General features: G+C 72.5%; 14 protein-coding genes and 1 pseudogene. 13 read left to right on the top strand and 2 right to left on the bottom strand.

Annotation, left to right across the window (positions count from 1 at the left end):
* Positions 1-302: 302 nt before the first annotated feature.
* Positions 303-1,475, top strand: coding sequence for a PLL family lectin (locus ACZ6QQ_RS09780; protein WP_465875538.1), 1,173 nt, complete (start codon positions 303-305; stop codon positions 1,473-1,475).
* Positions 1,476-1,561: 86 nt separating this feature from the next.
* Complete coding sequence (locus ACZ6QQ_RS09775; RefSeq protein ID WP_465875537.1) at positions 1,562-2,641, top strand: NAD-dependent epimerase/dehydratase family protein; 1,080 nt, start codon at positions 1,562-1,564, stop codon at positions 2,639-2,641.
* A 167-nt stretch (positions 2,642-2,808) separates the two neighbouring features.
* On the opposite strand, the gene bla is transcribed toward ACZ6QQ_RS09775, so the two are convergent.
* Together bla and ACZ6QQ_RS09765 are read right to left on the bottom strand one after the other, a co-directional pair.
* Positions 2,809-3,789, bottom strand: coding sequence for a class A beta-lactamase (bla, locus tag ACZ6QQ_RS09770; RefSeq protein ID WP_465875868.1), 981 nt, complete (start codon positions 3,787-3,789; stop codon positions 2,809-2,811).
* A gap of 215 nt (positions 3,790-4,004) precedes the next feature.
* Entirely contained in the window at positions 4,005-4,919 is a 915-nt protein-coding gene (locus ACZ6QQ_RS09765; RefSeq protein ID WP_465875536.1) for a sulfite exporter TauE/SafE family protein, read from the bottom strand.
* Between the two features lie 613 nt (positions 4,920-5,532).
* Between ACZ6QQ_RS09765 and ACZ6QQ_RS09760 the strand changes: the two genes are divergently transcribed.
* The 11 genes and pseudogenes from ACZ6QQ_RS09760 to ACZ6QQ_RS09710 form a co-directional block, all read left to right on the top strand.
* The gene (locus tag ACZ6QQ_RS09760) at positions 5,533-12,873 is read left to right on the top strand and encodes an SDR family NAD(P)-dependent oxidoreductase (RefSeq protein ID WP_465875535.1); all 7,341 of its coding nucleotides are present in this window, start codon (positions 5,533-5,535) and stop codon (positions 12,871-12,873) included.
* A 100-nt stretch (positions 12,874-12,973) separates the two neighbouring features.
* A complete protein-coding gene (locus tag ACZ6QQ_RS09755) occupies positions 12,974-17,869 on the top strand; it encodes a type I polyketide synthase (protein ID WP_465875534.1) in 4,896 nt (1,631 codons plus the stop codon).
* Between the two features lie 48 nt (positions 17,870-17,917).
* Positions 17,918-18,262 (top strand): acyl carrier protein, encoded by a 345-nt coding sequence (locus ACZ6QQ_RS09750; RefSeq protein ID WP_465875533.1) that lies wholly within the window; start codon positions 17,918-17,920, stop codon positions 18,260-18,262.
* Positions 18,263-18,264: 2 nt separating this feature from the next.
* Positions 18,265-19,095, top strand: coding sequence for an alpha/beta fold hydrolase (locus ACZ6QQ_RS09745; RefSeq protein ID WP_465875867.1), 831 nt, complete (start codon positions 18,265-18,267; stop codon positions 19,093-19,095).
* Positions 19,096-19,121: 26 nt separating this feature from the next.
* Positions 19,122-20,084 carry a sulfotransferase family protein gene (locus ACZ6QQ_RS09740; protein ID WP_465875531.1) on the top strand — a complete coding sequence of 321 codons (963 nt, stop codon included), beginning with the start codon at positions 19,122-19,124 and terminating at the stop codon, positions 20,082-20,084.
* Positions 20,085-20,198: 114 nt separating this feature from the next.
* Positions 20,199-22,022 carry a hypothetical protein gene (locus tag ACZ6QQ_RS09735; RefSeq protein WP_465875530.1) on the top strand — a complete coding sequence of 608 codons (1,824 nt, stop codon included), beginning with the start codon at positions 20,199-20,201 and terminating at the stop codon, positions 22,020-22,022.
* Positions 22,023-22,168: 146 nt separating this feature from the next.
* Positions 22,169-23,173 (top strand): extracellular catalytic domain type 1 short-chain-length polyhydroxyalkanoate depolymerase, encoded by a 1,005-nt coding sequence (locus tag ACZ6QQ_RS09730; protein ID WP_465875529.1) that lies wholly within the window; start codon positions 22,169-22,171, stop codon positions 23,171-23,173.
* A gap of 51 nt (positions 23,174-23,224) precedes the next feature.
* Complete coding sequence (locus ACZ6QQ_RS09725; RefSeq protein ID WP_465875528.1) at positions 23,225-24,361, top strand: ABC transporter ATP-binding protein; 1,137 nt, start codon at positions 23,225-23,227, stop codon at positions 24,359-24,361.
* Positions 24,358-25,191 (top strand): ABC transporter permease, encoded by an 834-nt coding sequence (locus ACZ6QQ_RS09720; protein WP_465875527.1) that lies wholly within the window; start codon positions 24,358-24,360, stop codon positions 25,189-25,191. The genes ACZ6QQ_RS09725 and ACZ6QQ_RS09720 overlap by 4 nt, the downstream gene beginning before the upstream one ends.
* A 37-nt stretch (positions 25,192-25,228) precedes the next feature.
* Entirely contained in the window at positions 25,229-26,095 is an 867-nt protein-coding gene (locus ACZ6QQ_RS09715; protein ID WP_465875526.1) for a 3'(2'),5'-bisphosphate nucleotidase CysQ, read from the top strand.
* A gap of 20 nt (positions 26,096-26,115) precedes the next feature.
* A pseudogene (locus ACZ6QQ_RS09710) lies at positions 26,116-26,220 on the top strand (sulfate adenylyltransferase subunit CysD); the annotation flags it as partial.

The raw sequence follows: 26,220 nt of genomic DNA, 5'->3' as shown, positions 1-26,220 counted from the left end.
CGCCATTGTTGTCCGAGCGATTCCCGGACAACGGAACGAGCGTCGGCGCGATTAGCACAGCTCAGGGCCGCCGTACGCTTCGAGGCTGTCCGAGCACCACCCGGAATCGTACGGACAATCGCGCCGGTCAGCTCTTCTGGTGGTGGTGCAACCGGCGCGGGTATCGCACCGCCGGGGTTATTCGTCAACGGGTACGGATGGCAATTCACGAATGGCAAGCACTTTTCTCGATGTCTGGCGATCGGGGCGTCCGGGTGGCGAACCTGTTGTCTCCGGTTCGTGTTCGCAGCGAAGGGACCTCCGTGAGTAAGAACCACACCAGACGCTTCCGAATCGCGGTGGCGGTCGGCGTCGCAGTGGCCACCGCCGTCGCACCGATCGGAGCACCACCCACGCGCGCCGCTCCGCTCGCACCGTCACAACTCGTCAGTTTCACGATCGGCGCCGACGGCCGCCTCTACTCGGGTACGCCCGGCGGGTCGTCGGGCGCGTCGGGTCCGGTCAGCAACGCGGTGATCGCCCCGCCGGGCGCGGGTGTCAGCGCGGCCCGGCAGCCCGACGGGAACGTCGCGACGTTCGTCATCGGCAACCAGGGCGGGCTCGTCGCCGGCACCACCAACTCCGCCGGCTCCGGGTTCACGATCTTCCTCGACGGGGCCGCCGGTCTGGCCCCGCCGGGCGGGCAGGTGAGCTCGGTCAGCACCCAGGACGGTGTGCACGCCTTCTTCGTCGGCAACGACGGGGCGATCTACAGCGCCTCGTACGTCCAGCGCGTACGACCCGGGGCCGGACCACGGCGGATCTCGGCGACCGGTGTCGCGCCGCCCGGCGCGGTGGTCGCCGCGACCCGGCAGTCCTACCTGCCGGGCGTCGTCTTCGTCGGCGCGGACGGCACGCTGCACTCGATCTGGCGGGGCACCACCGGCACCTGGACCACGGTCCCGGCCGGTCCACCGGGCGTGGCCTCACCCGGTGGCGGCGTCGCCGCGGTCTCCACCACGAGCCCGCACGCGTTCTTCACCGGCCAGGACGGCCGACTGTGGTGGGTCGGCTTCGCCTCCGGGGCCCTTCCGGACCCGTGGGAGCCGGTAGCCGTCTCGGGGGTGGGAGCGGTGCCGGCCGGTGCCCGCCTCGCTGCGGCACAGTTCACCGACGGCCGGCTGGCCGTCTTCTTCGCCGGTGCCGACGGCGCGATCCGGGTGGCGAGCAACCTCACCGGCGGATGGACCGAGCCGGCGCCGGCCAGCCAGCCCGGAATCGCCCGACCGGGCGGCCCGGTCTCGCTCACCGTCGTCGACGACTACGTGTACGCGGCCTGGTGCGGCAACAACATCTGGTGGTGGTTCCACTGGTGGTGGCGTCGCCCCATCCCACCGCCTCCGACACCACCGCCGTGGTACGGCGACGTCTTCTCGTTCACCACCCCCAACCCGGTCCGGGCCGGCTTCACCGTCTCGACGACCCTCTACTGGTGAACGGGCGGGTCGGCGTCGTGGCGGTCGAGCCACCGTTTGCGTCGATCGGCGGACAGGGGTGCCGTACGGGCCATACGGTGACCGGAATGCGGATACTCGTCACCGGTGCGGCCGGGTTCATCGGATCCCACGTCGCCGACCTGCTCGCCGACAACGGGCACGAGGTCGTGGCCCTGGACGCGCTTCTGCCCCAGGCCCACGGCGGTGAGGTGCCGTCCTGGTCCCGGCGGCACGGGCTGGTCGTCGGCGACGTACGCGACGGTGGGCTGCTGGTCGGGCTGCTGACCGGAGTCGACGCGGTGTGTCACCAGGCGGCCATGGTCGGCCACGGTCTCGACCCCGCCGACGCCCCGGAGTACGCCGGACACAACACCCTCGGCACCGCGCACCTGCTCGCGGCGATGCACACGGCGGGCGTACGCCGGCTGGTGCTGGCCAGTTCGATGGTGGTCTACGGCGAGGGCAGGTACCACTGCGCGGCACACGGGGTGGTCCGCCCGCTGGGCCGGCGCCCCGTCGACCTCGCCGCGAACCGGTACGACCCGACCTGCCCCACCTGCGGCGGCACACTGGCCCCCGGCCTGGTGCCCGAGGACGCGCCCCTGGAACCGCGCAGCGCGTACGCCGCGACCAAGCTCGCCCAGGAGCACCTGGCCGGGGCGTGGGCCCGGCAGACCGGCGGCGGGGTCTGGGCGCTGCGCTACCACAACGTCTACGGACCGAGGATGCCCCGGGACACCCCGTACGCCGGGGTGGCGTCGATCTTCCGGTCGGCGTTGGCCGCCGGGCAGGCGCCCCGGGTGCTGGAGGACGGGCGGCAACGGCGCGACTTCGTCCACGTCGGCGACGTGGCGCGGGCGAACCTGCTGGCCCTGACCACCCCGGCACCGGACGGGCTGGTGGCGCTGAACGTCTGCTCCGGCGAGCCGCGCACCGTCGGCGAACTGGCGTACGAACTGGCGGCCGCGATGGACGGCCCGACGCCGATGGTGGTCGGTGGCGGCCGCCCGGCCGATGTACGGCACGTGGTCGCCGACCCGACCCGGGCGGCCGAGCTGATCGGTTTCCGCGCCCGGATCGGGTTCACCGAGGGCGTCGCCGGGTTCGCGACCGCGCGGCTGCGGGCACCGGCGGCGGTCCGCACGCCGTCCACCGTGGCCGGGTGACCCGGAGCCGCAGACGCGCGACGGTGACCGACGGTTCCCGCTCGGCGCCGGTGACCCGACGACGGCAACTTCGCGTGACCCGACGACGGCGACTTCGCGTGACCCGACGACGGCGGCCGTGCGTGGGCGCGGCACGGACACCCGGAGCGGGCCGGGCGACCGGTCGGTCACCGGGTCGCGGGAGGCGGCCGTAACAGCGATGTCACCACCGTCGCGGCCTGTGCGATGAGCGAGTCGTCGGGCTCGGCGCCCGCCTCGTCCCGGTCGGACAGGATCGCGAGCACGATCGGGGCACCGTCGGGCGGCCACACCACGGCGATGTCGTTGCGCGTGCCGAAGGCACCGGTGCCGGTCTTGTCGCCGACCACCCAGCCGGCCGGAACGCCGGCCCGGATCAGTCTCGCCCCGGTCGTGTTGTTTCGCAGCCATCCGCTCAGCACGGCGCGGTCCTCGGCGGAGAGCGCGTCGCCGAGGGTGTACGCCCGCAGGTCCGTGGCAAGAGCCCGAGGGGTGCTCGTGTCACGGTCGTCGCCCGGCCTGACGTCGTTGAGCGCGGTCTCGACCCGAGCGGCCTCGGTGGTCCGATCGCCGAGGGCGCGCAGCGCCGCTTCGAAGCCGTCGGGGCCGCCGAGTCGACGCAGCAGCAGGTTGCCGGCCGTGTTGTCGCTGTAGCGTACGGCAGCGTCCGCCACCGCGCGCAGGGTCATGCCGTCGCGCACGTGCCGCTCGGTGATCGGCGAGTGCGCGACGAGGTCGGCGAACGTGTAGCGGACGACCTGGTCGAGTTCGGCCGTGGTCGTCCCGGCCAGCACCGCGCCGGCGGCCAGTGCCTTGAACGTCGACGCGTAGCCGAACCGTTCGTCGGCACGGTGCTCGACGGTGCGACCGGTGCCCGTGTCGACCGCGTAGACGCCGAGTCGGGCGTTGAAGCTCGCCTCAAGTCGGGCGAACCGGGGATCCACCGGCGGCGCCGGTGACCCCTGGGCCGGCGTCGGGCTGGTCGGGGCGGAACTCGTCGGTGTGGCCGAGTGCGGGGCGGCCGACGGTGGGGCAGCCGATGGGGCCGAGCAGGCGGCGAGCGGGAGAAGCGTCAGCGTGGCCACGACCGCCAGCGGGAAGCGTCGGGGCGGGGGTTGGTCCGGGCGGATCACGATCGTCGGTTCTTCCTTTCAGCGGCGCGGCCGCCGACCGGACGACCGGTGGTCGATGGGTCGTCCGGCGGCGACGAGCCTCGCATCTCATCGTAGGTGCCGTCCGGGACAGGGATGCGAGGATCGTCCGACCGGTCGTCCTCCGCGCGGACCGGCTACGGCTGCCGGCGGGACGCGGATACCCGCCGGAGCGGCGGGCCGGCGCCGGGTACTCAGTCCGTCCGGGGCTTCGGGTCGCCGCCGACCGTGATCGGCTGCCGCTGCTGTTGCGCGAGGTGCTGGCGGATCGAGTGGGTGACCGCCGCCGCCCACACCAGACAGATCAGCGCGTAACAGCCGTAGCGGACGGCGGTCGGGGCATCGAGCCACTCGCTGCGGAGCAGGGTCCGACCGTTGGTCAGGACGATCATGCCGCCGACCGCGGAGCCGAGGACCCGGGGCGGGACCTTGCGGACCAGCCAGGCCGCGATCGGTGCGGCGACCACGCCGCCGATGAGCAGCGCGACGACCCAGCCGAGGTTGATGTTCTCCGCGCCGAGCCCGACCAGGAAGCCGAGGCTCGCCGCGACGGCGACCAGGAACTCGCTGGTGTCGATCGATCCGATGACCTTGCGTGGTTCGAGCCGACCGCTGGCCAGGATCGCCGGGGTGCCGATCGGCCCCCAGCCACCGCCGCCGGTCGCGTCGACGAAGCCGGCGACCAGGCCCAGCGGACCGAGGAACCGCTTGCGCAGCGGCTTGCCCACGTTCCCCTTCGGCAGGTCGAAGGCGGTGAAGCGGACCAGGAGGTAACCACCGAGGGTGAGCAGGATCAGCGACATGATCGGAGCCGCCGACTCGGTGGAGAGGCTGGACAGGAAGGTGGCTCCGGCGAAGGCACCGACCGCACCGGGGATGCCGATCCGGGCGACGACCTTCGCGTCGACGTTGCCGAACCGCCAGTGGGCGGCGCCCGAGGCGAGGGTGGTGCCGATCTCGGCGAGATGGACGGTTGCCGAGGCGGCGGCGGCATGGGCGCCGACGGCGAGCAGCAGGGTCGTCGAGGTCACGCCATAGGCCATGCCGAGGCTGCCGTCAACCAGCTGCGCGCCGAGGCCGACCAGGGCCAGCAGGAGGATTTTGCGCATGAGGGACCACCAGTTCGTCGGGGGGAGGTGGAAGCGGGGGTGGGACGAACGGTGCCGGGTGCCGGTCGGTCAGCGGCGGCGACCGGGGCCGCACAGGCGGCCGCCGGGCCTTCTATCGGCCGATTCACCTCCCTCCCACTCGCTGTTCCGGACCAATTCGGCGAGGCGTGCCCGTACCATTTTCATACCCACCAGATAGGAATGGTTCTGCGAACCAAACCGACCGAACAAGAATGCTTTCACAATTCACAACGGCAACAAGATAGTGACGGACGTCACTCTTTTCGGGTGGCAGGTAACATCTTCGCAATCAAAGTAGGTCGGTATTTAACAGATCGGACCGACGGCGGCCAGATAACAGCCCAGCTCCTGACAGACCGAGCACGGCGGGCCACCGACGGCCGTCAGATGTCCGGCGCACGGGCGGGCTTGCCGGAAAAACACACAGCCCCGTACGCAAGTTAGAGAGATTTAACTGGCCTGTAACCAAGCTCCCCTAACTTAACTGGAGCGCGAGATCGATTGGCGCCAATTAGCTACGGGTCCCCTCGGTTGATCATTTGATTCATTCGGTCGCGCCCGAGAAACCGCCGCCCCATGAAGTGGGAGTCCGATGAGCCCTGCACCGAACACGCGCGATCTGGTGATCGCGATCAGCGCCGGTAGCCTCCTCGAACCCAGTCCCGGGATCGCCACCGCCGCCCGCCACGGCGGCGGTCACGGCGTCCTGGACCTCGCCTCCGGCGACAGCTGGACACTCACCAGCCTGGCCCAGGCCACCGCCGGGTCGGACGAGCCGATCGGCGTACGGGTGCCGGCCGGCTGCGCCGCCACACCGGCCGATGTGGACCGGGCCGGCAACGGTCGGGTCGACCTCGTGGTCGTACCGCTGGACACACCGTGGGACCTGGCAACCATCGTCGACCGGTACCGGGTGCTGGTCGAGGTGACCAGCCTCGACGAAGCCCGCCGGGCCGCCACCGTCGGGGCGCACGGGCTCATCGCGCGCGGCATGGAGGGCGGTGGGAAGGTCAGCGAGCTCAGCTCGTTCGTCCTGCTCCAGCAACTGGCCGCCGCCGACGGCATCGACCTGCCGATCTGGGTGGCCGGTGGCATCGGTCCCCGTACCGCCGTCGCCTGCCTGATCGGCGGCGCGACCGGGGTCGTCCTGGACAGCCAGCTCATCCTGATGCCCGAGGCCGAACTGCGCGACGACGTCCGGAGCACCGTCCGGCGGCTGGACGGATCCGAGACGGTGCTGGTCGACGGCGTACGCGGGATCCGCAGCGGTGGACCGCACGACACCTCCTCGCCGCTGCTCCCGATCGGCCAGGACGGCTGGCTCGCCGCCGTCTTCGCCCGGCGCTGGCCCGACACCGCCGCGGCCGTACGCGCGATCCGCACCACCCTGCTCGAAGCGATCGCCGAATCGGCCGCCGGAGACGCGCTGGCGCCGGGCGCCGCCCTCGCCGACGCCCTCGACGTACGGATACCGGTGGTGCAGGGCCCGATGACGCGGGTCAGCGACGAGGCCCCGTTCGCCGCGTCGGTCGCCGAAGACGGCGCGCTGCCCTTCATCGCGCTCGCCCTGTCCGGTGCCGAACAGTCCCGCCGGGTGCTGCGGGAGACCGCCGACCGGCTGGGCGACCGCCCCTGGGGCGTCGGCGTGCTCGGCTTCGCCCCCGACGAACTGCGCGCGGCACAACTCGACGCGATCCGCGAGGTCAAACCCGCCTGCGCGATCATCGCCGGTGGCCGGCCGGCCCAGGCCACCGTGCTGGAACAGGAGGGGATCAACACCTTCCTGCACGTGCCGTCGCCGGGGCTGCTGCGGCAGTTCCTGCGCTCGGGCGCGCGCAAGTTCGTCTTCGAGGGCGCGGAGTGCGGCGGGCACGTCGGACCACGGGCGAGCTTTCCCCTGTGGGAGGCCCAACTGCTGGTCCTCGACGAACACCTGGCGGACGCACCGCAGGACGCGGCGGCGCTGCAACTGCTGTTCGCCGGTGGCATCCACGACGCGCGGTCGGCGGCCATGGTCGCGGCGATGGCGGCACCGCTGACCGGGCGCGGCGCCCGGATCGGCCTGCTGATGGGGACCGCCTACCTGTTCACCCGCGAGGCGGTCGAGCAGGGCGCGATCCAGCCGCTGTTCCACCGCGAGGCGATCGCCGCCACCGGCACCTCGCTGTTGGAAACCGCCCCGGGACACGCCACCCGCTGCCTGCCCAGCCCGTTCGTCGACGACTTCCACGGCGTACGGGACGAACTGGAATCGGCCGGCGTGGAGAACCGCCAGGTCTGGGAACAGTTGGAGCTGCTCAACGTCGGCCGGCTGCGGATCGCCAGCAAGGGGGTCCGCCGCGAGGAGACCGGCCTGGTCGAGGTCGACGAGGCGGTCCAGGCCGTCGAGGGGATGTTCATGGCCGGGCAGGTGGCCGTGCTGCGGCACGCGCCGACCACGGTCGCCCAACTGCACGCACAGGTCACCACGGAGGCGCGGGAGTTCCACGCCGTACGGGCCGCCGCGCTGCGCGCCGAACTCACCCCGCCGGCCGTACCGGTCGAGGAGCCGCCGGCTCCGCTGGACATCGCCATCGTCGGAATGTCCTGCATCCTGCCCGGCTCCCCCGACCTGCACAGCTTCTGGCAGACCGTGCTCGGCGGCGCCGACGCGGTGACCGAGGTGCCGGCCGACCGCTGGGACGTCGACACCTACTACGCACCCGAGGTGGGCCCCGGACAGACGGGCCGGATCAGTGTCTCCCGGTGGGGCGGGTTCATCGACCCGGTCCCGTTCGACGCGATCCGCTACGGCATCCCACCGGCGGCGCTGAGCAGCATCGACCCGACCCAGTTGCTCGCCCTGGAGGTGGCGCACCGGGCGCTGGTCGACGCCGGCTACCCGTACGACGCGGCCGGCGTGGACCACAGCGCGACCGGGGTGGTGTTCGGAGCCGAGGCCGGCAGCGACATGGGCCACGCCCAGACGTTGCGCACCATGCTCCCCGCCTACCTGGGTGAGGTGCCGGCCGAGCTGGAGGACCAGCTACCCACGGTCACCGAGGACAGCTTCCCCGGCGTGCTGGCCAACGTCATCGCCGGCCGGGTCGCCAACCGCCTCGACCTCGGTGGGCCCAACTACACCATCGACGCCGCCTGCGCCTCGTCGCTGGCCGCGATGGACGCCGCCTGCAAGGAGCTCAGTGCCGGCAGCAGCGACCTGATGATCTGCGGTGGCGCCGACCTGCACAACGGCATCAACGACTACCTGATGTTCACCTCCGCGCACGCCCTCTCCCCGACCGGCCGGTGCCGTACGTTCGACAGCACCGGCGACGGCATCGCCCTCGGTGAGGGGGTGGCGTGTGTCGTACTGAAGCGGTTGGCCGACGCCGAACGCGACGGGGACCGGATCTACGCCGTGATCAAGGGCGTCGGGAGTTCCAGCGACGGGCGGGCGCTCGGGCTCACCGCCCCCCGGGCGAGCGGGCAGCGGCGCGCGCTGGACCGGGCCTACCACCGCACCGGTGTCTCGCCGAAGCAGATCGGCCTGGTCGAGGCGCACGGCACCGGGACCGTGGTCGGCGACCGTACCGAACTGGAGACGCTGACCCGGTTCTTCGACGAGGCCGGCGCGGAGCCCGGCAGTTGCGCGCTGGGCTCGGTGAAGTCGCAGATCGGGCACACCAAGTGCGCCGCCGGCCTGGCCGGCGTGATCAAGGCGAGCCTGGCGCTCTACACCGGGGTCAAGCCGCCGACGCTGCACCTGACCCGCCCCAACCCGGCCTGGAGCCCGGACCGCAGCCCGTTCACCTTCTACACCGGTGCCCGGCCGTGGGTCGCCCCGGCGGCGCAGCGGTTGGCCGGGGTGAGCGCGTTCGGCTTCGGTGGCACGAACTTCCACACCGTGCTCAGCGCGTACCCGAACAGCCCGGAGCCCCGGCACACCCGGCGGACCTGGCCGGCGGAGCTGTTCTGCTTGCGTGGCGTCGACCGGGCCGCCGCCCGGGTCCGGGCCGGCAAGCTGGTGGAGAAACTGTCGGCCCGCGACGAGCTGGGCCGGCCGTGGACCCTGCGTGACCTCGCCGCGTCCCTGGCCGACGAGTCCGACCACCGCGCCGGCCCGGTCCGGATCGCGATCGTCGCCCGCGACCGCGACGAACTCGCCACCCTGCTCGACCGGGCACTCGCCGGCGAGCACGACCCGGCGCGCGGGCTGGTCCAACCACCCGACGACGGGCAGCCGGAGCCGGGCAAGGTGGCGTTCCTCTTCCCCGGACAGGGCAGCCAGCGGCCGGGCGCGCTCGCCGAACTGTTCGTGGCCTTCCCCGAACTGCGGCACTACCTGCGTCTCGGCGCCGAGTGGGCGGACCTGCTCTTCCCACCGGCGGCGTTCGACGCCGACACGACCCGCGCGCAGGAGGACCGGGTACGCGACACCCGCGTGGCCCAACCCGTGCTGGGCATCGGTGGCCTCGCCGTCGACCACCTGTTCCGGCGCCTGGGCATCCGGCCCGACCTGACCGGCGGGCACAGCTACGGCGAGTTGGTGGCGCTCTGCGTCGCCGACGCCTTCGACCCGGAGACCCTGCTGGCGCTCAGCCGACAGCGGGCCGACGCCATCCTCGCCGCCACCGGCGACGATCCGGGCACCATGGCCGCGGTCACCGGCACCGTCGAACAGGTCGACCGGGTGCTCACCGACGCGGGGCTGGCCGGCGAGGTGGTGCTGGCCAACCGGAACGCCCCGACCCAGGTGGTGATCTCCGGTCCGACACCGGCGGTCGGCTCGGCGGTGGCGGCGCTGCGCGAGGCCGGGCTGTCGGCCCGGGGCCTGGCCGTCGCGTGCGCGTTCCACAGTCCGGTGGTGGCCGGTGGCACCGCCCGGTTCGCCGAGGCGCTGGCCGCCCGACCGGTACGCGAACCGGCGATCCCGGTCTGGTCCAACCGCACCGCCGCCCCGTACGCCGGTGACCCCGACCAGGTACGCGAGCAGCTCGCCGCGCAGATCGGCGCGCCGGTCCGGTTCGTCGAGCAGATCGAGTCGATGTACGCCAGCGGCGCCCGCACGTTCGTGGAGGCCGGACCCGGTCAGGTCCTCACGAAGCTCGTCCGGGCGGTGCTCGGTGACCGGCCGCACCTGGCGGTGGCCGCCGAGCCGCGTCCCGACGAGGGGCTGCGCGGCTTCCTGCTCACCGTCGCCGAACTGGCCTGTGCCGGCGTACCGGTCCGGACCGGCTGGCTGTACCAGGGCCGTGAACCCGCCGACCTCGGCGCGACCGAGCCGGCCCGGCGCCCGATCTGGACGGTCGACGGCCAGCTCGTACGCGACCAGTTCGGAAACAGCCTGCCCGGCGGGATGACGCCGCCACGACGAATCAAGGAGTTGTCGATGACCGCAGCGAACGGGACCGGCCTCGGTGGCCGGGACGGCCGGGACGAGTTGCTCAGTGAGTTCCTCCGGACCAGTCGGGACATGATCGCCTCACAGCGGGACGTGATGCTCGCCTACTTCGGTGACGGTGCCGGTGGGCGGCTGGTGTGGCAGCCGTCCCAGGCGTACCCGCCGGTGGTGTTGCCGGGTGTCGGAGGCGAGATCGCCCAGGTGACGGCAACGACGATGGTGGCCGCGCCGCCGGCCGCGCCCGCCGCCGTGGCCCCGGTCGCACCGGCGGGCGCGGTCGAGGTCGCCGTCGCGCCGGGGGCTGTCGCCGGGCCGGACTTCCAGAGCGCGATCCTCGACGTGATCAGCGAACGCACCGGCTACCCGGTCGACCTGATCGAACTCGACCTCGACCTCGAAGCCGACCTCAGCATCGACTCCATCAAACGCGCCGAAGTCGCCGGAGAGGTCGCCGCACGCCTGCGCCTCGCCGTCGAAGGCGACGAAGCCGAACTCGAAGACCTGGTCAAGGCCCGCACCGTACGCACCATGGTCGACTGGCTCAACCAGAAGATGCGGTCCACGGCGGGCCCGACGGTGATCCACGCGACCGCCGTGCTCGGCTCGGCGGGCGGATCGGCGAACGGCAACGGGATGGTCGCCACCGGCACGATCGTGGTGGCCCGACCCGACTTCCAGAGCGCCATCCTCGACGTGATCAGCGAACGCACCGGCTACCCGGTCGACCTGATCGAACTCGACCTCGACCTCGAAGCCGACCTCAGCATCGACTCCATCAAACGCGCCGAAGTCGCCGGAGAGGTCGCCGCACGCCTGCGCCTCGCCGTCGAGGGCGACGAAGCCGAACTCGAAGACCTGGTCAAGGCCCGCACCGTACGCACCATGGTCGACTGGCTCAACCAGAAGATGCAGGCAGACGCCGCCCCGACCGGGTCGTCGGGCGCCGGCACGCTCACCGCCCCGCCCGCCCCCCGCGCGCTGACCGCGACCGCCGCGGTGACCGCAACCGCCAGCGTGACCGCAACCGCGCCGGCGCCGGTGCCGGCCCCCGTCCGGGCGGGGATCACGCCGAAGCGGCTGCTGCCGCAGACGACGGTGCTCGCCGTGCCGGCCAAAGCGGCGACCGACACCACGCTCGCCGGGCAGCCGGTCGACGTACTCGCCGGCACCAGGTTCCTGATCACCGGGGCCAGCCCGGCGCTGGGATACGTCGCCGAACTGCTCCAGGAACACGGGGCCGGCGGGCAGACCGGTGTGCTGGACGAGAAGCAGGCCGGACAACTCTCCGGCTTCGACGGGCTGATCCTGCTCGACGGGTTGACCGGCACCGGAGCCCCGCTGCTGCCCGAGATCTTCCCGTTCCTCAAGCGGGCGCTCGCGGCCGGACCGCGCTGGCTGCTCGCCGCCGGACCGGTCGGCGGCAGCGCGCGTACCGATGGGCTCGCCGGCCTGTTCCGTACCATCGCCAGGGAGTATCCGCAGGTCACGGCGAGGTACGTCGAGGTCGACGGTGGGGCCGATCCGCAGCGGGTCGCCGGCCACCTGCTCGACGAACTGCTGGTCGGCGGGGGCACCCCGGTCGTCGTACGCGGCGAAACCGAGCGGTCCACGGTCGACCTCGCGCCGGTGACCCTCGGCGCGGTGGCGACCAGCGGCGCCGGGCCGGCCGGTGACGGTGCCGCCGAGGCGGCGGCGATCGGGCTCGACCGGGACTCGGTGGTTGTCCTGGTCGGCGGTGCGCGGGGGATCACGCCGTGGTTCGCCCGCGCGGTCGCCACGGCGAGCCGGTGCCGGATCGAGCTGGTCGGCCGCACCCCGCTGCCGGACGGGCCGGAGGATCCGGACCTGGTGCCGGCCCGCGACGGTGCGGCGCTGCGGGCCGCGCTGGCCCGTCGGGGCCTGCGCTCACCGGCGGAGATCGAGCGCACCGCACAGGCGGTCCTGGCCGCCCGCGAGGTCGAGGCGACCATCGCCGAGCTGCGGGAGTTGGGCGGCGAGGTGCGCTACCACGCCCTCGACGTACGGGACGCGGCGGCGACCCGGAGCCTGCTGCTGGACATCGAGCGTACGCACGGTCGGGTCGACGGCGTGGTGTACGCCGCCGGGGTGATCGAGGACAAGCTCATCGCGGAGAAGGATCCCGCCTCGTTCGCCCGGGTGTTCGGAACCAAGGTGGACGGTGCCCGGTCGGTGCTGGCCGGGCTGGACGAGTTGGCCTCGGCGCCCCGGTTCGTGGTGCTGTTCGGCAGCATCGCCGCGGCCTACGGCAACCGGGGGCAGGGCGACTACGCCGCGGCCAACGACGCGATCGACGCGATCGGTGCCCGGTGGGCAGCCGGGACCGGCAACCGCTGCCTGACCGTGCACTGGGGCCCGTGGGCGCCGGGCGCCGGTCACGGCGGAATGGTCAGCGAGGAGCTGAGCCGCGAGTACGCGCGTCGCGGCATCGAGCTGATCGACCCGGAAGCGGGCGCGTTCAGCCTGCTGAGCGAGCTGGCCTGGGGCGACCCGAAGATCAACTCCGTGGTCTACACCGCCTCCGGCTGGTGACCCGGCAAGCGGTACGGCCGGCGCCGACCCGCCCAGCGCTGCGGCGGCGCCCGGCCCGTACCCCCGCTACGCCCGTCGACGGTGGAACGAGAGGTCGAGGATGAACACGAGTACCGACCGGCGCGACCCGGTCGCGATCGTCGGGATGGCGACGGTGATGCCCGGCGCCGGCAACCTGGAAAGCTACTGGCGCAACCTGGTCGACGGTTTCGACGCGATCACCGACGTGCCGGCGCACCGGTGGGACGACGAGTTCTACGACCCGGACCAGGCCCACCGACCGGACCGGATGTACTGCCGGCGGGGCGGGTTCGTCGACGAGTTCGCGACCTTCGAGCCGCTGCGGTTCGGCATCATGCCGACGTCGGTGCCGGAGATCGAGCCGGACCAGCTCATCGCCCTGGACGTGGCCGCCGCCGCGATCGAGGACGCCGGTGGCGCCGACCGGCTGCCCGGCGGCGACCGGGTGGGCGTGATCCTCGGGCGGGGCGGCATCCTCAGCCCCGCCCAGGCCCGCTACGCCCAACGGGTACGGATGTCCAGCCAGGTCATCCAGGTGCTGCGCGAACTCATCCCCGAGCTGGACCAGAGCCGGCTGGACCTGGTACGCGAGAAGTTCGACGAGCGGCTCGGCCCGTACCAGCCGGAGGGGACGATCGGGCTGGTGCCGAACCTGGCCGCGTCCCGGGTGGCCAACCGGCTCAACCTGCGCGGCCCGGCGTACACGCTGGACGCGGCTTGTGCCTCGTCGCTGATCGCGGTCGACCAGGCGATCACCGAGCTGACCAGTGGACGGTTGGACGCCGTGCTCGCCGGTGGTGTGCACCACGTGCACGACATCAGCTTCTGGTCGGTGTTCAGCCAGTTGCGGGCGCTGTCCCGGCGCGGGGAGAGCCGACCGTTCCACCGCGAGTCCGACGGGTTGCTGATCGGCGAGGGCACCGGTGTGGTCGTCCTCAAACGGCTCTCCGACGCGGTCCGGGACGGCGACCGGGTCTACGCGATCATCCGGGGCAGCGGGATGTCCAGCGACGGCCGGTCGGCGAGCATGTTCAACCCGGCCTCCTCCGGGCAGGTGCTGGCCATCCGGCGGGCCTGGGAGGCGGCCGGGCTCGACCCGACCGCGCCGGACGCGCTGGGCCTGCTGGAGGCGCACGGCACCGGAACACCCACCGGCGACGCCGCCGAGCTGGTCTCGGTCGCCGAGGTCTTCGGTCCCCACTCCGGCGACGGCCCGCGCCCGGTGATCGGGTCGGTCAAGTCGATGATCGGGCACACCATGCCGGCCGCCGGCATCGCCGGCCTGATCAAGGCCACGCTCGCGGTCCACCGGGGGGTGCTGCCGCCCACGCTGCACTGCGACGATCCGCGGGCGGAGATGGCGGCGACCCGGTTCGCCCCGATCGCGACCGCCCGCCCCTGGGAGAGCGACGGGCCGCGCCGCGCCGGGGTGAACGCGTTCGGCTTCGGCGGCATCAACGCCCACGTCATCGTCGAGCAGGCACCCGAACCGGCCGGCGTACGCGGCCGGCGCAACGGCGGGCGACCGGCGGCCCCGATGCCGGCGGTCGAGCCGAGCGGGCCGACCGCCGAGGTGACCGAGCCCGACCGGGTGCTCTGGCTCGCCGCCACGGACCCGGTCGAGTTGGCCGGTCTGCTCGCCCGCGACGACCACGAGGTACGGGCCCTCGGCACCGACCGGGCCCGGAGCAACCGGCCCGCCACCGGGGCCGAGCGGTGCCGGATCGGCATCGTCAACCCGACCGACAAGCTGCTGGCCGTCGCCCGCAAGACGGTGGCCCGAGGGCAGGCCTGGCGGGGTGGCCGGGACATCTGGTTCAGCCCCGATCCGCTGCTGGCCGCCGGGACCGGTCGACTCGCCTACGTCTTCCCCGGCCTGGAGGCGGAGTTCTCGCCGCGTACCTCGGACATCGCCGCGCACTTCGGGCTCTCCGACCGGCAGTGGTCCGCGACCGACCTGGGCCGGCACGGCGCCGGGCTGATCGAGGTGGGCAAGCTGCTCGACGAGTCGCTGCGCCGCATCGGCGTGGTGCCGGACACGGTCGCCGGGCACAGCATCGGTGAGTGGACCGCCGCCGCGACCAGCGGCCAGATCAGCACCGCGGCGATGGACGAGTTCCTGGAGCTGTTCAACGCCGACTCGGTCGAGGTGTCCGGGTACGTCTTCGCCGCCGTCGGTGCGGGCGCGGACCGGGTCACCCCGATGCTCGGCGACTACCCGGGGGTGGTCCTCTCGCACGACAACGCCCCCGCGCAGTCGGTGGTCAACGGGCCGGAGTCCCAGGTGGACCGGCTGGTCGAGGCGCTACGTACGGAGAACGTGCTGTGTCAGAAGCTGCCGTTCCGGTCGGCGTTCCACACTCCGGTGTTCGCCGACGGCCTCCAGTCGATCGGCGCGGCACTGCGCCGGTGGGAGGTGCACCCGACCCGGATCCCGGTCTGGTCGGCCACCCTGGCGGCCCCGTTCCCCGCCGACGAGGAGCAGGTCAACGCGTTGTTCGTGCGGCACATGATGGAGCCGGTCTGGTTCCGGCAGACCGTGGCGGCGATGTACGACGCGGGCGTACGGGTCTTCCTCCAACTCGGTGCCGGGCAGCTCGCCTCGCTGATCAGCGACAACCTGCGCGGGCGGGACCACCTGGCGATGCCGGTCAACGTGAAGCACCGCAGTGGGCTGGACCAGCTGCGCCGGGTCGCCACCGCGCTCTGGGTGGAGGGCGGCAGCCCGAACCTGACCGCGCTCGACCCTGCGGAGTCGGCAACAACCGCGATGCCGGGGACGACCGCGAAGCCGCCGACGCCCACGAAGCCGGAGCCGAACAAGAAGCCGGTACGGCGGGGACCGTCGATCCCGCTGGACCTGGGTGGGCCGCTGGTCCGGCTCGGTGACGGCGCCGCCGGTCTGCTCGGCGTCTCGGTGCACGGCAGCCAACCGAGCCGGCTCTCCCCCACGGCCCCGGGCCAGGCCGGGCCGGGGCCGTTCGCCCCCGCCGCGCCGGGCCACGGCACGGGCGGGACGGTCGACGCCTCGGCAACGGGCGGGGTGGCCCGGCAGCCGGAACCGGCAGGCGGCGGCAACCCGGCCGCGGCGCTGGCCGCGCTGCACCGGTTGGCCGGGCGGTCCAGCGCGGCGGCGGAACTCGCCGCCCTGTTGCAGGACACGGCCCGGGACGCGGTGAGCGTGCTGGACGCCGCCGGAGCGCCGCCCCGACCGCAACGACCGGCGTCGCCGGTGACCGTCGTGCCACCGCCCCCGCCCGCCCCGACCCCGGGCACCGCCGTCGGCGGCAACGGCAACGGCGTCGGCAACCTCGGCACGACAAACGGCGGCACGGGCAACGCTGGCATCGGCATCGCCGGCACGACAAACGGCGGCACGGCGAACGGTGACCGGGGTACCGGCGACGCGGGTGCCGTCCAGCGGTTCACCATCCGGGTTTCCGTCGACGCGATGCCGTACCTGCGGGACCACTGCTTCTTCGTCCAGCCGCCGGACTGGCCGAACATGGAGGACCGGTGGCCGGTGGTGCCGGCCACCACCCTGGTCCAGCACATGGTCGACGCGGCGGAGCGGGCCGTGCCCGGCCTGCGGGCGGTGGCCGTACGCGACGCGCGGTTCAACCGCTGGCTGATCGCCGAACCGGGCCAGGACGTCGAGGTGACGGTGAAGCCGTCCGGCGCCGGACAGGTCTCGGTCACCTTCGGCCCGTTCGCCCGGTCGACGGTGGAACTCGCCGCCGACTATCCGTCGGACCCGCCCGAGGTCTGGCGGCACGATCCGGCGACCGAACAGCCGCCCCGGATCAGCGCCGAGGAGATGTACGCGGAGCGGCTGATGTTCCACGGGCCCCAGTTCCAGGGGGTCACCGCCGTACACGCCCTCGGGGAGATGCACGTACGGGGAGTGGTCACCGCGCCCGTACCGCCCGGTGCGCTGCTGGACAACGCGCTGCAACTGATCGGCAACTGGCTCATCACCACCCAGCCGTTCCGTACCGTGGCGCTGCCGGTGGGCCTCAATCACGTGCGGTACTTCGGTCCGCCGCCCCCGCCCGGCACGGCGTTCGAGTGCGTGGCCCGGGTCCGTACGATCGACGACGGCCAACTCGTCGCGGACACCCAACTGGTGTACGGCGACCGGGTGTGGGCGCAGATCGACGGCGCGGTCGACCGGCGCTTCGACAGTCATCCGCAGGCCCGGCCGGCGGAACGGTTCCCCGAGCGGCATTCGATGTCGTTGATCCAGCCTGAGGGCTGGACGATGGCCTTCGACTGCTGGACCGACCTGGTCACCCAGGGCATGGCCGCGCGCGGCATCCTGGGCTCGACCGGGTACGCCGACTACGAGCGGCAACCGGCCAAGGGCCGTAAACAGTGGTTGCTGGGTCGGATCGCGGTGAAGGACGCCGTCCGGTTCCGGTTGTGGGAGGACGGCCACAACGACATCTACCCGATCGAGCTGACCGTCGGCAACGACCCGGACGGACGGCCCCGGGTGTTCGGGCGCCCCGGCCGTGACCTGCGCGACTGTGACGTCTCGCTGGCGCACTGCGCCGAGATCGGGGTCGCCGTCGCCAAGCCCCGCGATCCGGCGGCCCCGCCCGGCGCACCGGGCGTCGGCATCGACGTCGCCGAGATCGCCGACCATCCGGAGAGCACCCTGCGCTTCGCCCTCTCCGACGGGGAGACCGCGCTGCTGGACTCGCTCGACGGCGGCGACGCCGCGCACCGGCGACGCTGGTTCACCCGCTTCTGGGCCGCCAAGGAGGCGGTCGGCAAGGCGGAGGGGACCGGCCTCGACGGGCGCCCCCGCCGGTTCACCGTGACCGGCGCCGGGGACTCCGCGCTGACCGTACGGGTCGACGGTCGCGACTACCGGGTCGAGCACCGCGAGGTCGAGAACCCGGACGACCTTCCGCCCCGGCGGTACGTGGTGGCCTGGACCTGGGGCCCGCAGACCGGTGCCCGGGACTGATCAACCGTGATCGGCACCCATTCCCGACCATTCGAAGGAGTACGCCCCATGGCCGCCTCGCCCGCCGACATCCTCGCCGAACTCACGGAGATCATCCACGCGGTTCTCGGGGACTTCGCCACCGACACCCCGATCACCATGGAGACGACGTTCCGCGACGAACTCGGCATGGAGAGCATCGACGTCGTCTCCCTCGCCGGCCGGTTGCAGGCCCGGTACGGCAACACCGTCAACTTCGCCCACTTCGTCGCCAAGCTGGACCTGGAGACCGTGGGTGAGCTGCGGGTCGGGCAGTTGGTCGAGCACATCGCGCGCTCGCTCGACCCGGCCGGGTCCGGCGGGGACACGTTGGCGGGCGCCACGCCCGCCGTCGTCGAGGTGGCCCGCTCGTGACGATGATCCGGGCCAACGGGATCGGGATGCACGTCGAACGGCTCGATCCGCCGGCCGGGCCGGACGCGGGCGACGCGGGTGATGGGCCGCCGACCCTGGTGATGATCCACGGGATGGCCTCCGACACCCTGGCGAGCTGGTACTTCACGCTCGCCAAGCCGTTGGCCGACGCCGGGCTGCGGGTCCTGATGTACGACCTGCGGGGACACGGCCACAGCGAACGCCCGCCCACCGGGTACGCCCTGGACGACTTCGTCGACGACCTGGCTGCGCTGCTGTCCGCCCTCGACGTCACCGGTCCGGTGCACCTGCTCGGCAACTCGTTCGGCGGCACGATCGCCTTCGGCTACGCGATCCGCCACCCGGACCGGGTCGCCTCCATCGCGGCGATCGAGTCGTCCCCGCCGACCAGGGCGTGGATGGACCGGGTCGCCCGCCGGCTGGACCGGGCCGCCGACCTCCTGCCCCGGCCGGAGGCACTGGAGCGGATCACCGCCGGGCGGGGGGAACGGGTGGCCCGGCGGGCGCGGGCGACCGGCGAGATGCTGGGGACGACGACGCTGGCCCGGGACCTTCCGGCCAGTGTGCTACCCGCCCCCGCCCAGATCAGCACGATCGGCGTACCGGTGCTCTGCCTGTACGGCGCGGACTCCGCGGTGGTCGAGTTGGCCCCGGCGGTGGTCCGACTGCTGCCCCGGGCGCGGACCGTCGTCCTGCCCGGGGAGAAGCACACCGTCCTGGTCGACCGGCCGGAGGCGGTACGCCGGCTCGTCCTCGCCTGGCTCCGCGAGGAGTGTTCCGTCGCGGTGGCCGAGGCCGCCACCACCCCGTGACAACCCATCGTGCAGGAGGTTTTCGGATGGACACCCCGATCGCCGGCAGGTCGATCATCATCAGCAACGGCCGGTGCGGTTCGACGCTGCTCTCCGACCTGATAGCGGAGCAGTCCGGGACGCTGTCGGCGCAGGAGTTCTTCATGTCGGTGGCGCCCTGGGCGCGCAGTTCCGAGGTGCTCACCGGTACGGCGTACTGGGCGGTGCTGAGCAGTCCGAAGGCGGAACTCGCCACGCTGTTCCGGATCGGGCTGCCGCCGAAGGAGGTGCGTTATCCCTCGACCGGTCGGTGGGCGGACCGGATGACCGAGCTGCCGAGAATCCTCGCGATCACCCTGTCGAAGCTCACCGACGATCCCGATGCCCTGTTCGACCGGCTGGCCGAGCGGGTGCCGCAGTTCCCGACCCAGTCGGTCGGCGACCACCACCGGATGTTCCTCGACCTGCTCGCCGAGGTCACCGGCAAACGGCGTTGGGTCGAGCGGTCCGGTGGGTCCAGCCACGTGGCGCCGTACCTGCTGCGGGCGTTTCCCGAGGCGAAGGTGGTCTACCTGACCCGCGACCGGGAGGCGACCGCGCGGTCGATGAGCAAGCACTCGTCGTTCCAGTTGATCCAGCTCCGGGTGGAGTTCCTCGGCCGGTGCGGGCTGGATCCGTTCCGGATCGAGCCCGGCCAGTCGGTGCCGGAGGAGTTGGAGCGGTACCTGCCGGACCGGCTCACCGCCGACCTGCTCAGTGAGCGGGGCCAGGACCTGCGCCGCTACCTCGGCCTCAGCGCGTTCCTGACCAGCCAGGCCGAGCAGGCGCTGACCGACCTGCCGCCGCGGCACCTGCACCGGATGAGTTACGAGGATCTGGTCGCCGATCCGGTCGGGCAACTCGGCCGGCTGGGCCGGTTCCTGGAGTTCGAGGACTGGGCGCAGTGGGCGGACCGGGTCGCCGGGCGGGTGGCCGCACCCGCCCGGTCCCGCGAGGTCGCCGCGGCCTGAACCGCGCCCACCGCAACGGGGACAGGTTCCACCGGCGATCTGCTTCGGCCCCGGCGGCACGCCGCACCGGGACCGTCGAACGCAACCGAATCCGTTCAACGAGAGGAACGATTGGTGAAACCATTCCGGATGTCGGGCCGGCGACCGCTCGCCGCGGCCGCCGTGCTGGGACTGCTGTACGTGTTGGCGGCACCGTCGCCGGCCACCGCCGCCCCGGTCGACTCGGCCGGGTCGGGGTCGACCGGGCACCCGCCGACGTACGAGCGGAAGCTGCTCGGCAAGGGCACCCCGGACGAGTGCTTCGCCGGTGTCGGGTTGGCCTACCCGGCCGGTCCCCCGTGCGCGACCGGCCAGCCGAAGGTGAACCAGTCGTACCTGTGGGGGATGACCCAGACCGAGCAGGCTCTCTGGTTCGGCACCGGGGCGAACGTCAACTGCCTGACCAGCGGGCGCAACCTGCGCAACACGACGCCGAACCTGAACGACGACTGGGTGTGCGAGTACGGCGAGAGCCAGATCGTGAAGCGCAACCCGACCCTGCCGGCCACCCTCGGCGACCACCGCCCACCCCGGCTATACACGTACGACAAGCGTTCCAAGCGGTTGACGGAAAAGACCGACCTGATCAAGAACGCCTCCACCGAGCACGCCAACCGGCTCGGCACGACGGCGGGGATCCGGGCCGCCGGTACCCATCAGGGGGTGGCGTTCCTCGGTGGGCCGGCGCTGGGCGAGAGCATCAACCTGTTCGCCTTCGACACCCAGACCGGCGGCTTCCTCGGCTCGGTCAACCTGCCGGCGTACGGCAACATCCGGCACTTCGTGGTGGCCGACGGGGCGCTGTACGCGGGTGTCGGCGTGGGTGCGAACGGCGGTAACCGGGGGCACGTGCTGCGCTGGACCGGCAGTAAGAGCAACCCGTTCAGCTTCGTCGAGGTCGCGAACCTGCCGGCCCAGGCGGCGGATCTGACCGTGCACGACGGGCGGATCTTCGTGACGACCTGGACCGGTTCCGGTGACGACGCCCTCGCCGCCGCGCCGGACGGTGCCGACGAGCCGCTGTCCGGTGTCGCCGGGGTGTGGATGAGCCCGAAACTGTCGCACGGGGAACGGGGTCTCACCCCGGCCGACGCCGACAGCTGGACCCAGGTCTGGTCGGTCGACGGGTACGAGCCGGACCCGACCGTCGCCCGCACCTATGCCCTGGGTGGGCTGGCCTCGTACAACGGCTACCTCTACTGGGGCACGATGCACGTGCCGATGAAGGCGACGACGGTGCACATCGCGGCCTTCCCACCGGCGAACGAGACCGCGTTGCGGGCGTCGGTGCGCGGCACCCAGCGGGCGATCAGCATTTTCCGGGGGAAGAGCTTCGGCGACCGCCACCAGCGGGTGGACCTGCTGTACGGGGCACCGCAGCTGCCCGCGTACGACCCGGCGGCCAACGGCGGGGCGGGTGCGTGGGCTCCGGTCCCGACGGGTTACACCCCGCTGTACGGCCCGTCCGGCATGGGCAACCCGTACAACAACTACACCTGGAAGATGGCGGTGGCGGGCGGGAAACTGTACGTCGGCACCATGGACTGGAGTTACATCTCCAAGGACCTGGGGCAGGAGACGGCGAGTCTGTTGGGGGTCAGCGGACCGGCGGCGGCGCAGTTCGGCGACGCCACGGTGCTGGCCGACGATCCGCCGCCGCCCCCGGCACCGGTGTACGGCGGTGACCTGTTCGTGTTCGACTCGACCAGCAAGCCGGCCCGGGTGGTGGACGACAGCGGGCTCGGCAACTACCTGAACTACGGCATCCGCAACATGGTCGCCGACGGGTCGACCCTGTACCTGGGTATGGCGAATCCGATGAACCTGCGTACGGATCCGGACGACGACGTTCCCGAGGGTGGTTGGGAACTGATCCGGCTGAGCACGCAGCGCTGTTAGCCGGGTGGCCCCGCCCGCGCACCGTGGGCAGGCACGGGCGGGGCCGACCCTCGGATACACCCACCAGCTCGAATCCTTACCTTCCTCGAACATCATCATGTCATGGTGCGAATATGCCTGAAATTAGTAGATCTTGGACAGGTCCGGTGGGTCGACTCGGCCGGCACGGTCGTACCCGGTGGGGACGGCGACTCGCGGTCCTGCCGCTGGTCGGGGTGCTCATCCTGTCGGCCGGTTGCGGACTGTTCCGGGACGACCCGCAGCCGCCCGTGGTCGGTCCGGAGGCGACTCTGCCGGCCGGCTCGTCGGCGCACACCGTCGTGGTCGACGGACGGGAGCGCGGCTTCCGGCTCTACCAACCGGCGAGCCTCCCCCGGTCGGCCCCGGCGCCGCTCGTGGTCATGCTGCACGGCGCGCTCGGCACGGGCAGCCAGGCCGAGACCGCGTACGGCTGGAACGCCGAGGCGGACCGGGAGGGATTCGTCGTCGCCTACCCGGACGGGTTGAACCGCTCCTGGGCGGTGGCACCGGACTGCTGCGGCCCACCGGCCCGCGACGGGGTGGACGACGTCGCCTTCGTCCGGCAGGTGGTCGCGGCCGTGGGCGACCGGCTCCCGATCGACCCCGACCGGGTGTACGCCACCGGGATCTCCAACGGCGGCATGCTCGCCTACCGCCTGGCCTGCGACACCACCCTGTTCGCCGCGATCGGGCCGGTGGCGGCGACCCAGCTCGGCCCGTGCCCGACGCCGGCACCGACCTCCGTGATCCACATTCACGGTACGGCGGACCGAACCGTGCCGTACGCCGGTGGGCCCGGCAAACGGGACAACGGCGGAACCGGCCGCAATCCCGTCAGGATCGATGGTCCGCCCACCCCCGACCTGCTCGCCCGGTGGCGCACGGTCGCCGGCTGCGCCGCGCCGGTGACCACCACCTCGGGCCCGGTCAGCACCTCGGCCGCCACCTGCCCCGACGGGCGGGCGGTCGAGCTGGTCACCGTCGCCGACGCCGGCCACCAGTGGCCCGGTGCCACCGGCGCCGAACCGAAGGCGCAACGCCTGCTCGACCTGGACCCACCCGCTACCGCACCGGACGCCACCGCGACCATCTGGCGCTTCTTCGCCGCGCACCCCCGTGCCGGCGGCTGAGCCGGCACCGGCCACACCCATCCATCCGAGAGCCAGCCCAGGGAGCAGCAGATGACCAGCAGTGGTGGCACCCCGGCCGCGGTCGAGGTCGTCGACCTCGTCAAACGCTATCCGGGAAGCGATACCGCGGCAGTGGACGGGCTGTCGTTCACGGTGGCCCCCGGCGAGATCTTCGGTCTGCTCGGCCCGAACGGCGCCGGCAAGTCCACCACCATCGGCATCCTCACCACCCGACTGCGGGCGACGGCGGGTCGGGCCCTGGTCGGTGGGGTCGACGTGGTCACCGACCCGGTCGCGGCCCGCGCCCAGTTGGCGGTCGTACCCCAGCACAACAACCTGGACCGGTCACTGACCCCCCGACAGAACCTGCTGTACCACGCGGCGTACCACGGCGTCGGCCGGGCCGTACGCAACGCCCGCGCGGACGCGCTGCTGGACCGTTTCGGCCTCACCGACCGGGCGGACAAACGGATCGAGGCGTACTCGGGCGGGATGGCGCAGCGGCTGATGATCGCCCGCGCGCTGATCCACGAGCCCGCGGTGCTCTTCCTCGACGAGCCCACCAACGGGCTCGACCCGCAGTCCCGGCGACTCATCTGGAGCCGGATCCGGGAACTGCGCGGTCGCGGCGTGGCGATCGTGCTCACCACGCACCAGATGAACGGGGCCGCCGCCCTGGTCGACCGGGTCGGCATCGTCGACCACGGTCGGCTGCTCACCCTGGACACACCGGGCAACCTGGTCCGGGGACTCGCCGGACGGTCGATCCTCGACCTGACCGTCACCCCGGCCACGCCCGACGATCCGGACGAGCTGTTGCGGGCGCTGTCGGAGGTTCCCGGCGTACGCAAGGGTGAACGCCTGGCCCCGGCGGCGCCGCCGGGTGCCGGAGCGGGTGCCGGACGACCGGGGTGGGGTTTCGGCGCGGGGCTGGGCAACGGTGCGGGGGCGCCGGCCGCCGCGCTCGCCGCGCTGGCCCGGCAGCGGTCGGTGGCCACGCTCGCCCCGGAAGTCGGCGGGCGCCAACGGGTACGGATCCGGCTGCATCTCGCCACCGATCCGGCCGCCGTGCTCGGGCCGGCGCTCGGCATCGTGACCGCGCGCTCGGCGAAGCTCACCGACGTGCACATCGCCGAACCGAGCCTCGAAGACGTTTTCATCGGACTGACCGGAAGGGACCCACGGTGACCGACCTCGACGCCCCGCCGGTGCCGGCGGCGATCCCCGTCCCGGCACCACCCGCACGACCCGCCGCCCACCGGGCGTTCCTGGCCATCCTGCGCCGGGACCTGCTGGTCACCGGCAAGGAACTCTGGGTCATCCTGGTCCAGGTCGGCCTCACCCCGCTGTTCATGCTCTTCGTCTTCGTCAAGGTGCTCGGCGGGCAGGGCATCGTCAGCCGGGACTTCGCCGACCTGTTCCTGCCCGGCATCATCGCGCTGGCCGCGCTCACCACCGCGCTCCAGAGTGTCGCGCTGCCGCTGGTCAAGGAGTTCGGCTTCACCCGCGAGATCGAGGACCGGTTGCTCGCCCCGCTGTCGACGAGCCTGGTCGCGGTGGGGAAGCTGGTGGTCGCGACGCTGCGCGGCCTGATCGCCGCCGCCCTCATCTACCCGCTGGGCGCACTCATGGTCGGCTCGGCGCCCTGGCAACCGGAACGACTGCCGATGGTCGCGCTGACGGTGCTGCTCGGCGGATGGATCGGCGGCGGGATCGGGATGACGCTGGCGACGATCCTGCCCATCCAACGGATCAACGTCACGTTCTCGCTGGTCGTGACCCCGATCATCTGGACCGGCTGCATCCACTACCCGTGGCCGAGGCTCTCCTCGATGCCCTGGTTCCAGGCGGTCACCGCCGTGAACCCGATGACGTACGTCTCCGAGGGCGTACGCGGGGCCATGTTGCCCGACGTCGCGCACATCCCGGCCTGGGTCTGTCTGCTGGTGCTCACCGGCGTGGCCGGACTGGTCACCGCCACCAGCGTACGTAGTTTCAGTCGGCGTGCCGTTCAATGAGCGGCACGGTCAACGTTTTCCCCGGAGGTGCTCGTCGATGAACGTGCTGGAACCCCCCACAACCGATGCTCCCGTGTCGGATGGTGCCTTCGCCGCCTGGCTCGCCGACCGGGCCGGCCGGTTGCTGCTGCGGGTACGCGCCGAACACGGGCACGGCGACCCGGCCGCGTTGAAGCGTGCGGGTGACCGGGCGTCGCACGACCTGCTCCGGGACGAACTGGCCCGCTACCGGAGTACGGACGCGGTCCTGTCGGAGGAGGACGACGACGCCCGACGGGCCTGGGCCGACGGTACGGCCGGAGCGCCGCCGGACCGGCTCGGTGCCGACCGGGTGTGGATCATCGATCCGTTGGACGGGACGCGGGAGTTCTCCGAGCAGGGCCGGTCCGACTGGGCGGTGCACGTGGCGCTCTGGGCGCGGAGCGCCGCCACGGAGCACCGGCTCGTCGCGGGCGCCGTCGCCCTGCCGGCCCAGCACCGCACCCTCGGCACCGACAATCCGCCGCCCCGACCGGCCGACGCCCTCGACGGGCGGACGATCCGGTTGGCGGCGAGTCGGAGTCGGCCGCCGGTGTTCCTGACCGAGTTGGCGGAGGAGGTGGGTGCGGAGTTGGTGCCGATGGGGTCGGCGGGTGCGAAGATCGCTGCGGTGGTCGGTGGTGAGGTGGACGCGTACGTGCATGCGGGTGGTCAGTACGAGTGGGATTCGGCGGCGCCGGTGGCTGTGGCGATGGCCACGGGTCTGCACGCTTCCCGAATCGACGGTTCCGCGTTGAGATACAACGAGGCCGATCCCCGGCTACCCGACCTGGTCGTCTGCCGGCCGGAACTGGCCGTCCCGCTGCTTGCCGCACTGCGCCGGCACCTGTCCCCCGTGCCGGCGACGGCCACGGCAGCCGGCTGACCGCGATGGGAGACGTGGACATGACCACTCCGGCGGCGTACCGGGTGTCGCATCTGGATGCTCTTGAGGCGGAGAGCGTTTTTGTGATGCGTGAGGTGGTGGCGGAGTTGGAGCGTCCGGTGCTG

It is taken from the genome of Micromonospora sp. NPDC049529 (genome assembly GCF_055586685.1).
This window is presented reverse-complemented; position numbering and strand designations above follow the sequence as displayed.